Here is a 12,921-nt window from a genome sequence, read left to right as displayed (position 1 = left end):
AGACCTGTATTAAACAGGAATTCATCTTTTCTTAATTATTCTGAGAACCTTCACGAACCCATTTTTCAATCAACTTAATATTGCAAGCCGATAATTTGGGAAGATTCTGAGGCATTGCCCTGAAACCTGCTGCGTGTGTGATACTTCCAATTAACGTACCATTATCTGCAATCCGCTTAAGGTCCTGATAAGTATCGGTAATTATTCCGCCGGATGCTGATGCAGTGCTATGACAAGAACTACAATTATTCTGCATAATTGTTTTGATCTGTCCTGCATATTGTGCTACACTTGTGTCACAGATCTGTGATGCAAGCTCCGGATGAATGTCTTCCTGAATATCATAGTAGCAAGATGACAATCCGAAAACTACCAGACAAACAAATATCGTTCGATTAATGTTTTTCATAGGTTAATTGTTTGGCGCTCCCGCATCTATCCAGATCCTGATCATATCGATCTGACATGTGCTCAACTTATTTCCACCTTTTGGCATCGCCGAAAATCCTGTTGAATGATTTACACTGCCAAATAATTTTCCATTTGTAGCCTGTGTAAATACTCCTGCGTATGTATTCAGACTGATATTTCCACCCGGTGTACTTCCGCTATGACAACCAATACAAGAATTCTGAAGGATAGGAATTATACTTCCGCTGTAAGTAACATTCGTTGTATCACACGTATTCTGACAAGAGTTGTTTTGTGCTCCTTGCTGGATCCATGTTCTGATCAATGCAATTTGTGCAGATGTTAATGGACTGTGAGGCGGTGGCGGCATGATATCATCCGGATCTGTTTCTGTAATCACTTCGTATAATTCACTGTTGCCTGGGTTTCCTGCAGAAATTTCTCCATCACTCATAATAGAACTGTAAGAATTCAATACAATATCTTCTTCATGGTCTATTGAGTTATGACAACCGCTCTTTGCGCAGTTACTTACAATAATTGGCAGGATCTGTTGTTCAAAGTAAACTACATTTGGATCACAATTATTTTCGTTTCCAACTGTTCCTCCACCCGGATTTTCATTTCCTCCGGTTAAATCAGCAGGCAAAATTTGTGGCTGATGTTTACATGAACTCAATGCAAACATCATTAACACCAGCAAGAATATTACTCCTGCGAGCATGAGATCAAGAAATATTTTTTTTGTCCGTTGCATCTATTCTTTATTGATAATCTTATTTGATAGAACAAATTTACAACGACATTATTGTTCTATATTATAAATGATGCTGAACAGGAAAAATTGAGTTCCGAAGCCGATTTTCGGCGAAAATAAACTAAAAACAAAGAAAAAATATGTAATGTATAACTTGGATTAAGCAAAGAAAAAATGTCAAATTCATTTTACTTCCAGACTTGCAAACTTAATGTATGGCATTATTTATTCTTTACCTGACAACCATTCTTTAAAGAGTGGTGATCGCTCTGTACTTACGATCGTGTCCAGATTGATCGGTGGTTTCAAATTTATTTTTACTCTGGATTTCGAAAAAGAGAACATCTGATCGATCGCTTCATAATTTATTATAAACTGACGATTGATCCTGAAAAATTTTGCAGGATCTAATATGCCTTCAAGTTTATCAAGGTTATATTCTATATGATAAGAGTGATTGTCTTTTGTTCTTAAAAAATTTATTTTTTCCTCCGTATAAAAATATGCTACGTTTTCTGTTTCTACAGCTTTGATATGTTCTCCGTAACGGATCAAAAATCTTTTTTTATAAGTCGAGCCGGGATCTTTCAGATTCTCCATTATTTTACTCAGATCCGGAAGCTGTGTATTTTTATTAAAGTATGTTTTAAACTTATTTAATGCCCCAACTAATTCTTCCTGCTTGACCGGCTTCAAAAGGTATTCTACACTATTTACTTTGAATGCCTTTAGCGCGAATTCATCATATGCAGTTATGAAAATTACCGGAGCAGTAATGTTTACCAATTCAAAAATGTCAAAACTGTTGCCATCGGAAAGATGAATATCCATAAATACAAGATCCGGCTGACTGTGATTTTTAAACCAATCTACAGCTGATTTAACACTCACGATCTCATCCAGAATTATTGCCTCAGGCTCAGCTTCAAGTAATAGTTTTTTCAGTCGGGTAGAGGCAGGCTGTTCGTCTTCGATAATTAAAATTCTCATGCAGATTGTGGATTTAACATTGGCAATGATACAGTAAAGGTAGAAACTGTTTCATCAATTTCAACTTTTTCTTTTGTAAGCAATCTGTATCTGTTTACAATATTCTGAAGTCCCATTCCGGAACTTCTTTCTTTTGATATTTTTCTGTTGATATTATTTCTAATTACTAACCGGCCGTTTTCAGAAATTAAACTGATTTGAAGCGGAGTTTCTTTTGAAATAGCATTGTGCTTCAAGGCGTTTTCTGCAAGTAATTGAAGAGTCAATGGTGGAATGGTAAAAGTTGACATTGTTTTTTTATCGAGGTCGATCTTTATTTTTAAGTTATCGCCGTATCTTTCCTTTTGTATAAAAATGTAATTTTCAAGTAAAGAGATTTCTTCTTCTAAGAAAATTAAATTTTTGTCTCTGTAGTTAACTATCGAACGGAAAAACTCTGATAATTTTTGAACATACTGAACGGCCGATTTTGAATCGGTCTCTATTACATTCACTAAGGTATTGAAACTATTAAAAAGAAAGTGAGGATTTACCTGATTCTTTAATGTTTCAAATTGAAATTCTATTTTTTCTTTTTGTAAAAGGTCAAGTTTTCTTAATCTGTTTTCTCTTCTGCGAATGATCAATACCAGTAAAAGCGCAACTACAAAAGCAAAAAGACCTCTGAACCACCAGGTTTGCCAATAGGGCGGGGTTATTTCAAAAGTATATGTTATTTCTTTCGATAAATTAAAGTTGCTGTTCAAAGAAGAACGAACTTTCAATGTATAATTCCCCGGTGATAGTTTTGAAAACACAATATTCTTGTCTTTTGTATTCTCCCATTTATTGGAATATCCTTCCAGATAAAAAGAATAATTTACTCTTTGTGGATCTGAATACCATAATCCGTTTAGGTCAAACCGCAGATTATTTTCTTCATGAGAAAATTTCTTTTGATTTGTTTCGATGTTCTTTAAAAAAACGGACACACCGGAGAATGATAATGCAGGCTCTGAAATGTTCAAGTCTGAGAATGGCTGATAGTTTATCAAACCTTTTTCTGTTCCAATCCAAATTGAACTATCCGGTGATTGCGCAATTGAATTGAGATCGGAATTTATATCTGCAAGATTTTCTTCACTACTATGATAGATGATCTTTAATGTTTTTGGGTCGAGAATGTCAAAACCATTGGAATGTACAATGATCAGTTTTCCATTTTTCATTGATAAAAGAGAAACAGGAGAGGGGTCAGATAATCCATCTTTTGCAGAAAAGAAATTTATCTTGTTATCATAAAAATAACCAAGTCCGGCATCCGGCATAGAGAACCAGATCTTTCCGTAAATATCTTCAGTGAACGAATGAACCGAATTGTGATTCAAAGGAAGATTTACCACTTCGCCATCTTTTAAATAATAAAGTCCTTGCTCATCTGTTCCAAACCAAATTCTTTTTTTTGAATCAATAAACACAGAATAGACATAATCGTTGGTCAACCTTTTAGTTGACAAAGTATCCTTTACAATAACTGCTTTTTCTGAAGCGCCATCTGAAACAATTCGAAACTTGCTGACGCCGTTGAAACCACCGATCCATATTTCATCACCATCACCTGTAATAGATAAAATACTTGACTCTTCAATATTTGTCTTTTCATTAAAACGCCTTACTTTACCTGTTGCTGGGTTGAATCGATACACTCCCTCACCAAGAGAGCCAACCCAGATGAATCCGTAAATGTCTTCGTAGAGTGTAACAATATCAGCAGGTTCTTTGGATTCTATAATCTTAAAATTTTCAATTTCCCATTCTCCATTTTTATCTCTATACATATGTGAAAGCTGTCTGTCCGGACAAAACCAGATTCCACCTTTTTTATCTGTAATTACACAATGAATAAAATTGATCTTTGTATTATCAATGGAATTGATAGAAATTATTTTATCGCCACTCGTTCTTGTTAAATGAATTGATTCGGCCAACCAGATATTGTTCTCAAGGTCAGCAATAATATCTATTGCTCTGTTTTGTAAATTATTTTCGCTGACCAACCGTGAGCTTTTTCCATATTTATCATATTTCAGAATGCCATTTTCTTCAGTGTTCACCCACAAAATATCGCCGCTTGAAAGAAGAGAATTTATCTGACCTTTAGAAATCTCTTCCGGCTGGAAAGAAATTTTATTGTTTACATAATCGAAAATACAAATGCCTTTGTCCTGAAACCCGAGCCACAATCTATTTGATTTATCCATTGTTAATGAACGTACAATGTCATCCGGCAGACCTTGTGAATTTCCAAACGATGTAACTTTCTTAACTCCATTCGAAAATTCTATGAAATTAATTCCTTCATCTGTGCCAACGCAAATACGGCCATCCGGTAAGAGGATCATTGCATAACAATAATCGTCGGAAAGATTATCGTCATGGTCAATGTTGTACATTATACCTTTTTCAATACAATAAACGCCCTCACCTTTTGTTGCAAAAAATAAAACTCCGGATTTGTTTTCAGCAAATGCAGTGATCGCAGATTTTGGGAAGCCTTCCTGAGGATTATAACTTGAAATTGTTCTTCCTCCGATTTTAACGAGTTTGCCGTTATCAAAACCAACCCAGATGAGCCCGGACCGATCTTCATACATTGCAGTTACAATTCCTGGTGCTAAGCTATCACTGCCACTTAATTTGGAAAAATTAATTCCATCAAAAGTAAAGATCCCCTTGTCAGTTCCTGTCCAGATCAATCCCTTATTATCGCAAAAAAGTTTTGTGAACTTTGGCCTGACACCTTCTGTCCGGATATCAAACGATTTAGAAAGTGTGTGTTGTGCACTCGCCTGAATCGATAGAAAGGAAAATAAGATCCCTGTCAGAAATCCTTTGATATAATCGTTCAATTTGCAGTTTTTTTCTTCAGTTGTGCTGATATCTCGACACTGATCTCACTTGATACTTTTTCATGCACAACTTTTGGTACTTTTATATTGTGATCAGATAAAGCTACTGTGAAATGTGACTGGATATTAATAATTCCGTTTTTTATCGTAACCTCTGATCTGATAATTCTTTCATTCTCCACTCCATGAATCCATAATTTCCCTTTTGCCCTGATCTCAAAAACTCCATCTTTTTTAAGATCTATGTCTTCGATGATCTTGCCCATAAATGTAGCCTGAGGAAATTTTTCTGACTCTAAAAACTTTTCATTAAAATGCTCCTGTTGTAATGCACTGTTAAAGCCATTAAATGTTCTGATCTTAACCTTGAATACAAAAGTTTTTTTCTCTTCATCGATGATGCCTTGCATTTCATCAGAACTTGCCGCAATCAATTCTTGCTTGGATTCCGATTTAAAAGAGATCTTACCTGTGTTTGTATAATAGAGCGAATTTATCTGCGCATTGGCAGTGGCATGGATCAGAAATAAAAGTAAAATAATTCTACGCATGGTTTCCCTGAATTCTTCGTCTTACAAAAATACTACTTTTAAAATGAACACTCACTATCATCTCGTTTTATCATAAAAGTCAATATTCAATAATTTGTTGTGCTCCCGGCTTTTTTCTTTCTTCTGATTTTTGGAAAATATGAAAGAAAATCTTTTCTGTTGCACCAGTATTTTTTTGGACATAATCGGATGATAATTGACCAGTCTTTTCCAGCAATGACTTATCGAGTAATAACTTTTGCATTAATCGTTTTCCATCAATTGGATTCTTTACACTGAAAGCGCTCTGAATACCGATCAGATCGTGTGCTTCTCTGAACTTTTGATATTCCGGTCCAAAGAAAACTGGTTTGCCATGGGCAGCAGCTTCCAGACTATTATGTATCCCATTGTTAAATCCACCGCCAATCCATGTCAGTGTAGCGTATTTATATACTGAGGAAAGAAGCCCTATTGTATCAACGATCATAATCGAAGAATTTCTATTCAGAATTTTATCTGAATACAATGCTACACCTTTTGAATTTGCCTGACGGATAATTTTATCTTTCAGTTGTAATATTCGTTGTTCGGAAACTTCATGCGGAACCAGGATCAATTTTAAATTGTTGTCGTCTAATGAGTGAAAAATTTGTAAAAGTATTTCTTCATCATCGGGCCAGGTACTGCCTGCAACAATTGAGTTTTGGTTTCCGAGAAATTGTTCAATTGCCGGTATCGGTTTTGTTTCATGAGCAATTTTGTAAACCCTGTCAAAACGAGTATCTCCTGTTATAGAACAATTGTTTACACCCAGGTCTGATAATAGCCGCATTGAATTATTATCCTGTAAAAAGATATGGGTGATCTTTTTCAAAATACTTCTGAAAAAAGTTCCATACCATTTAAAAAAGACCTGCTGCGGCCTGAATATAGCTGATGCTATAAATAGTGGTTTGCCGGCTTTTGAAAGTTCATTTATATAGTTGTACCAGAATTCATACTTTATAAAAATTGTTTTCGATGGATTCAGAATTCTTACAAATTGTTTGGCATTTCTTTTAGTATCCAAAGGTAAGTAGCAGACGAAGTTTACATCCGGATAATTTTTTCTGATTTCGTAACCGGAAGGGGAGAAGAAGGTCAGCAAAATAAATGCGTCCGGAAATTCTTTTCTGACTTTTTCAATCAATGCTCTTCCTTGTTCAAATTCGCCTAATGAAGCACAGTGAAACCAGAACCGTTCTTTACCTGAATAGCCGGCAAGTTTTTCTTCGAGAATTTTATGCCATTTCCTGCGACCGCTGATCCATAATTTGGCCTTACTATTTCCAAACAAAGCAGCAATGGCTATTGTAAAATAATAACTCCGAATGGCCAGGCTATAAATGATCTGCATTTCTAGTCAATATAGAATTTATCTGCAACTCTTTTATAGAGTGGAAATACCCATCCTGCCTTAAAGCCAATTAAAATGTCTGTTCGGTTTTTATTGTCTTTCAAACCGGTATCGAAATTGTAATCTCTTTGATTTTTCGTAAACCCTTCTGTAAATTCAAATCCGGCAAAGAAATTGACTAGTCTTTTATTACTGAAATTTATGTAACCGACAAATTGGTTTATAAAAAGTCCACTGGACATTCTGTCAAAACCTCTGCGTTTGTCACCTTCCAGCCATGGTATTGGACTACCTGGAGTATCAATGTAAATTCTGTGTTGTAAATATCCTACACCCAGGCTTGTCAATAAACCGCTGTTCTTGTTTGGTCCGATGAAAGAAAATATTTTTCCTGCTTTCAGATTGAAGCGCATTCCTCTTTCACTCAATGTAACAGATGCAAATTGGCCTGCTCCATCAATTAAATATCCGTCCGGGGTTTTATAACTGTCAAGAATATTGTTCTCTCTCACAACATCACTGAATAAAAAATTCCCTTCAACGCCAACAAGCCAGTTAGATTTTAATTTCCATTGAAATGCTCCACCGATCGAAAAATTTGGTCCGAAACGATCCGCCATATCTCCTGCAGGAAATTCATAGCTGAATGTTGCTCCTATCATTGGAAAAGAAATCGAAGAATCACGGATACTGTATTGTGCATGTACTGACGTATAAAATACTAATACGAATATAAGTGACAATATTTTTTTCATCAGTAGAGTTATTTTTTATCAGGTGTAATCGTCTTAAATTTTTCAGATTCACCTCGTGGAATAGAAAGTGATTTGAATTCTTTCTGCTTTAAATGCTTGCAAAGAAAAACAATTTGTCCACAGTGATATGCGTAATGAGTCAGTTGACGATGAATAGCGCGTAATACTGTATGCTCTTCGTTTCTGATTGTTACAATTTTTTGAAGGTCATTCTGGTCAAGTGATTTCAGAATATTTAAAACACATGACCAGCCTTTTTCCCAATAATCCATTATTTCTTTTCTGGAAGTAAATTCGTCGATGAATTCACTGTCTCTGTTTCTGTCAGACTTCTCTCCGTCACTGGTAAGAAAATCGGTAAAACGACTTAGCATATTACCAGCTAAATGTTTTACAATAATTGCAACATTGTTCGATTCTTCATCGGGATGTTCATGAAATTGCAGATCAGAAATTTGTTCCATCGCTTTTTCAGCATTGGATTTTAAACCCTGAAAACTTTTTACTGATTCAATTAAATACAATTCTCCAACTGTTGTGTTCATGTTGTTTTGATCTTCAGATCATCAGCATTGAATTGATACGGAAGCATATTACTGATACTGTTTGCAATGAGAACTTTTCCTGCTTCACCTGCCATGATCAGTCTGATATCTTGCTTATAACGATGTTCGTATTCAGCTATTGCTTGTCTGCAAGCTCCACAAGGAGTTATAGGTTTATTGACATGGAAATGGTCGGAATTAGCAGTTATAGCAATTGCCCGGATCTTAACATTCGGGTAATTGGCGCCTGCTGCAAAGATGGCAACCCGTTCAGCACATAGTCCAATCGGATATGAAGCATTTTCTTGATTATTTCCCCGTAAAATAATTCCATTTTCAAGCATTATAGCCGCTCCAACATGGAAATGGGAGTATGGGGCGTATGCTTTATTCATACTCGCCTTTGCCTCAACCAGCAATTCCTGATCTTCTTTACTTAGTTCATCCGGGCTATCATATTCAGTCAAATTGCAATGAATTTCTACGTTTTTCATATATTTTTAATTAAAAAAGGAGTTAAATGTACAAAATAGAAATGTCTTTCCGGCTTTTGGAATAGGAATTTATATATACATCAAAGCCATTCCTGATTCAAAGGAAGATTAGATGAAATATAGCAAAAAATTACAGAAAAGGCACTGTAATTGATAAACCGGAAACAACATTTTATCCTTCTTTACGTATTGTGGAATACTCAAGTCAACAGCTCAGTTTTTAACCAAATTAATTGGCATCTTTGTGCCCTTAAATTCAAATAAATGAAATCAATAAACACATTCAGTATCCTGATTTTCATGTCTTTAGCAACAGTTTTTTTAAACGGTTGTAAGAAGGATGCCGGAGAAGGCGGAACTAGTACTATCAGGGGAAAAGTTTTAGTGTATGATTTTGATGCCAGCTTTCAGACGGTAGTCGATACTTACCCTGCTGTAGATGAGGATGTTTATATCATTTATGGGGATGATCATTCAACTTATGATGAGAACTATAAAACATCATTTGACGGATCTTTTGAATTCAAATTCTTACAAAAAGGAAAATATAAATTGTTTGCCTATTCTAAAGATTCGACCGGAGCTGCTTCCGGAAATCTCAATTCAAACAGTCCGGATATAGCCAAATTTGCCGAAATAGAAATCACAGCAAACGGTTCCATCGTCACAACTTCGGATATCATCATTTTAGATAACAATTATTGATAACTATGAAATTGAAATTTGCTGTCGCAATACTATTTGCATCTTTTGTGGTTTTGTCCGTTTCGGCTCAAAGTAAAAAAGACCTGAAAAAGAATAAAGTAAAATCTGTAAGGGAAACTGAAACAACGCTGGTTAACGGTAAAGAACTTACTGCTGATAATTCATTTTACAGATATGATTCTAATAACGAGGTCATAGAGGAAATTGATTACGATTCTGAGGGAAAAGTAAAAATGCATAATACTTATGTGTATAATAAAAATGGTGACAAGATTGAAGAAGTAGTTTACCATAGCGATGGTAAGATCAAGAAGAAGAAAGTATTCAAATATAATTCAACGGGTGATAAAACAGATGAAACGCAGTATGATGCTGCCGGTAATCTGATTCAGAAATCAACTTATGCATATAATGCAAACGGTGACAGAATTACTGAAGTAACAGTGGATGCAAAAGGAAATGTAATTGAAAAAGCATTTCTTATTTATGATAAACGCGGAATGAAAATTCAACGCAAAGCTGTTGATGGTAAAGGTACTTTGATCTCTGATAAAAAATATATTTACGAATATTAATTTGGAAAATTTAGATAACATACTTTCCGGTTTTGATCCTATCACTCTGAAACAGATGGATGGTGTTGCTCTGCAAGACAGATTGGACACCAAATTTATGTTCAAGGAGGATCTTCTTCCGGCTCTGCTCGAAAGAATGAAGAAAAATTATTTCGTACTCGAGATCAAAGAGAAACGATATAATCACTACGAGACGTTATATTTTGATACGGCTGAATTCGGACTGTATCTAAGACATCATAATGGCAGGGTAAACAGATATAAATTCCGCTCTCGTAGATATGTAGAGTCAGACCTTAATTTTTTTGAGATAAAATTCAAGAACAACAAGGGCAGGACAATAAAAGAGCGGATCAAAAATAATGAGATTGTTAAAACGATCTGCGATACATCAAGTGAGTTTGTAAAAAACATCTCCAATATAGATCCAAATACACTTGAACCAAAACTATGGGTGAACTATCGACGTATGACGTTTGTGAATAAACACTCCGCAGAACGTCTTACTATTGATACAAATCTGACTTTTATTGATGAGAGAAATAATGTATTGTATAAAGGATTGGTTATCGCTGAATTAAAGCAAGGCGGAGCGAATGAGAAAAGTCCTTTTAATACATTAATGCGGGAATATTCTGTTCAGCAGAAATCTATCAGTAAATATTGCCTTGGAGTTATCACATTAAATGAAACAATTAAGAAGAATAATTTTAAACCCACACTTTTGTACCTTAATAAACTACTGAAAGCATCATGAACGACGCAATGAATCAATTTGAATTGTTTGACAAATTGTCGGACAAATTTTTCTGGAGACTACTAATAGACGTATTATCAATGGTTGTATTGGTACGATTTATTTACTTCCGGATCTATAAGAAGAAAGATTATCTGTTTACTTTCTTCCTCTTTAATATCATCATCTTCATCATTACATATTTAATGAATAAGGTGGATATGTCATTAGGAGCTGCATTTGGTTTATTCGCTGTGTTCTCCATGTTGCGTTACAGAACAGAAGGGATCTCCACAAAAGACATGACTTACTTGTTCATAGTAATTGCAATCGGATTGATCTGTGCAGTTAGTAAAGGAACATATTTCGAACTGTCACTGATCACTGCTATTCTCATTGCATTTACTTATGCACTGGATGGAAACTGGTTAGTGCGCAACGAACTTGTGAAGACCATTCAATATGAAAACATTGAATTGATCAAACCGGAAAACTATAATTCTTTGATCGACGATCTGAAAAAACGTACCGGCTTGAATATTCACCGTGCTAGCGTAAACAGAATTGATTTTCTGAAAGATATTGCGGTAGTAAAAATTTATTACTACGAAGACAGCATGCCTAAACTTTCTGTCAAGAGATGAAATTAAAGCAATCGCTTATAGTTATTTTCTCTTTGTGCTTACTGGTGAATTCCGGTAAAGCACAGATTGACGATACGCGATTGTGGACAGGAATTACTCTAAAGCACAAATTCACAAGAAAATTATCAGCTTCAGTTACTCAGCAGTTGAGACTTGATCATGATATTTCTCAGGTTGATCAGTTATTATCTGAAGCCGGATTAGAATATGAACTGAAGAAAAATTTTAAGGTTTCTCTCAATTACAGGTTCATTAATAAGAATAAAGTTACTTACTACGGAAAGTCGCATCGGTTTTATGCAGATGTTTCCTATAAGTTTAAACCAAAGCGTATTTCATTTACACTCCGCGAAAGAATTCAGGAAGAATTTACTTCTATCAACAGTTCTGAAAACGGTAAAATTCCTGAATGGGTCCTCCGTTCGAAACTTGCAGTTTCATACGATACAGAAAAAAGGTATAAACCATATCTGTCAATGGAAATGTATTATCTGATCGATAATGCAAAAGAAGCCGGTGAAGGAATCAACAGATTAAGATATGGAGCAGGAGTGGAGTATGAATTCAATCGTATCCATGCATTAGATATCGGTATCATTTTTCAAGACTACCTGATCGACCAGTCGAATAATTTTATTTATTCTATTGGTTACACTTATACTTTGTAACTAGTAAATCTGTTGTTCGAAAATCAAAACATTCGCCCTTCGACTTCGCTCAGGGACCGTGGCTTTTGGGCAGATATGTGTGAATTTTTTGCGAAGAAAATTCCCTTAAAATTAAAGTTAAATTTTCTTCGCAAAAAATTCACACATTACCTCTTATAAGACGGTCCCCGAGCGAAGTCGAGGGGCATCCTAATCCTACTTACGTTTCAGTTTCTGCCGGATCTTTTTCTGATTCAATCAATCACATCAATCCTGCAATCCACTAATCAAGGGCTGAATGAATCTAAATCTAAATCATAAAAATCATTTGTAATCCCTTAATCCCGGTCATAATCCTAATCCTACTTACGTTCGAGCAACGTCACCGCATAGCAACATACACCTTCTTCACGCCCGATAAAGCCAAGCTTTTCATTCGTCGTTGCTTTGATTGAAATATCGTCTTCCGTGATCTCCATAACTTTTGCAAGTACAGCCTGCATCTGTGGAATGTAAGGAGCGATCTTAGGTTTCTCCAGGCACAGAGTAATATCAATATTCCCGATCTTGTAATTTTTCAGATCGATCAGTAAACATACTCTTTGCAGCAAGACTTTGCTGTCAATGTTTTTATAATCTGATGAAGTATCCGGAAAGTGTTTTCCAATATCACCCAGATTCGCTGCTCCCAACAGAGCATCGCATATCGCATGAATCATTACATCTGCATCAGAATGTCCTACTGCACCTTTGGAATGTGCAATTTTTATTCCGCCCAGACTAAAATCCCGGCCTTCTTCCAATTGATGTACATCAAATCCAAATCCAACTCGCATAGTGTGTGT

At 35.4% G+C, this 12,921-nt stretch carries 15 protein-coding genes; 5 read left to right on the top strand and 10 right to left on the bottom strand.

Features of this window, described 5'->3' with window-relative positions; genetic code table 11:
• Positions 1–31 precede the first annotated feature (31 nt).
• The 9 genes from IPL24_10820 to cdd all read right to left on the bottom strand — a co-directional run bounded on the left by IPL24_10820 (position 32) and on the right by cdd (position 8,769).
• On the bottom strand, positions 32–409 hold the full coding sequence (locus IPL24_10820) for a hypothetical protein (GenBank protein MBK8364143.1): 378 nt from the start codon (positions 407–409) through the stop codon (positions 32–34).
• Between the two features lie 3 nt (positions 410–412).
• Positions 413–1,168: a hypothetical protein gene (locus IPL24_10815; protein ID MBK8364142.1), complete on the bottom strand. Its 756-nt coding sequence runs from the start codon at positions 1,166–1,168 to the stop codon at positions 413–415.
• 225 nt (positions 1,169–1,393) lie between these two features.
• Positions 1,394–2,158: a response regulator transcription factor gene (locus IPL24_10810; GenBank protein MBK8364141.1), complete on the bottom strand. Its 765-nt coding sequence runs from the start codon at positions 2,156–2,158 to the stop codon at positions 1,394–1,396.
• Positions 2,155–5,046 carry a histidine kinase gene (locus IPL24_10805; protein ID MBK8364140.1) on the bottom strand — a complete coding sequence of 964 codons (2,892 nt, stop codon included), beginning with the start codon at positions 5,044–5,046 and terminating at the stop codon, positions 2,155–2,157. The genes IPL24_10810 and IPL24_10805 overlap by 4 nt, the downstream gene beginning before the upstream one ends.
• Entirely contained in the window at positions 5,043–5,597 is a 555-nt protein-coding gene (locus IPL24_10800; GenBank protein MBK8364139.1) for a YceI family protein, read from the bottom strand. Before IPL24_10800 ends, IPL24_10805 begins: the two co-directional genes overlap by 4 nt.
• 79 nt (positions 5,598–5,676) lie before the next feature.
• Positions 5,677–6,975, bottom strand: coding sequence for a 3-deoxy-D-manno-octulosonic acid transferase (locus IPL24_10795; GenBank protein ID MBK8364138.1), 1,299 nt, complete (start codon positions 6,973–6,975; stop codon positions 5,677–5,679).
• A 2-nt stretch (positions 6,976–6,977) separates the two neighbouring features.
• Positions 6,978–7,730, bottom strand: a complete 753-nt coding sequence (locus tag IPL24_10790) for a hypothetical protein (protein ID MBK8364137.1) — start codon at positions 7,728–7,730, stop codon at positions 6,978–6,980.
• An 8-nt stretch (positions 7,731–7,738) separates the two neighbouring features.
• Positions 7,739–8,275: a DUF1572 family protein gene (locus IPL24_10785; GenBank protein ID MBK8364136.1), complete on the bottom strand. Its 537-nt coding sequence runs from the start codon at positions 8,273–8,275 to the stop codon at positions 7,739–7,741.
• Positions 8,272–8,769: a cytidine deaminase gene (gene cdd / locus IPL24_10780; GenBank protein ID MBK8364135.1), complete on the bottom strand. Its 498-nt coding sequence runs from the start codon at positions 8,767–8,769 to the stop codon at positions 8,272–8,274. The genes IPL24_10785 and cdd overlap by 4 nt, the downstream gene beginning before the upstream one ends.
• A 264-nt stretch (positions 8,770–9,033) precedes the next feature.
• On the opposite strand from cdd, the gene IPL24_10775 reads away from it, so the two are divergent.
• From IPL24_10775 to IPL24_10755, 5 genes are read left to right on the top strand one after another with little or no spacing between them, the layout of a single operon-like run.
• A complete protein-coding gene (locus IPL24_10775; GenBank protein MBK8364134.1) occupies positions 9,034–9,474 on the top strand; it encodes a hypothetical protein in 441 nt (146 codons plus the stop codon).
• Between the two features lie 5 nt (positions 9,475–9,479).
• Positions 9,480–10,049: a hypothetical protein gene (locus tag IPL24_10770; GenBank protein MBK8364133.1), complete on the top strand. Its 570-nt coding sequence runs from the start codon at positions 9,480–9,482 to the stop codon at positions 10,047–10,049.
• Between the two features lies 1 nt (position 10,050).
• Entirely contained in the window at positions 10,051–10,806 is a 756-nt protein-coding gene (locus IPL24_10765; protein ID MBK8364132.1) for a polyphosphate polymerase domain-containing protein, read from the top strand.
• Positions 10,803–11,429, top strand: coding sequence for a DUF4956 domain-containing protein (locus IPL24_10760; GenBank protein MBK8364131.1), 627 nt, complete (start codon positions 10,803–10,805; stop codon positions 11,427–11,429). Before IPL24_10765 ends, IPL24_10760 begins: the two co-directional genes overlap by 4 nt.
• Positions 11,426–12,097, top strand: a complete 672-nt coding sequence (locus tag IPL24_10755; protein ID MBK8364130.1) for a DUF2490 domain-containing protein — start codon at positions 11,426–11,428, stop codon at positions 12,095–12,097. The genes IPL24_10760 and IPL24_10755 overlap by 4 nt, the downstream gene beginning before the upstream one ends.
• A gap of 341 nt (positions 12,098–12,438) precedes the next feature.
• On the opposite strand, the gene IPL24_10750 is transcribed toward IPL24_10755, so the two are convergent.
• Positions 12,439–12,912 (bottom strand): 2-C-methyl-D-erythritol 2,4-cyclodiphosphate synthase, encoded by a 474-nt coding sequence (locus IPL24_10750; protein ID MBK8364129.1) that lies wholly within the window; start codon positions 12,910–12,912, stop codon positions 12,439–12,441.
• Positions 12,913–12,921 lie beyond the last annotated feature (9 nt).

The organism is Bacteroidota bacterium, assembly GCA_016711505.1.
Taxonomy (GTDB): domain Bacteria; phylum Bacteroidota; class Bacteroidia; order AKYH767-A; family 2013-40CM-41-45; genus JADKIH01.
Note: the sequence above shows the minus strand (reverse complement) of the source record. Positions and strands in the feature narration are given on the sequence as shown.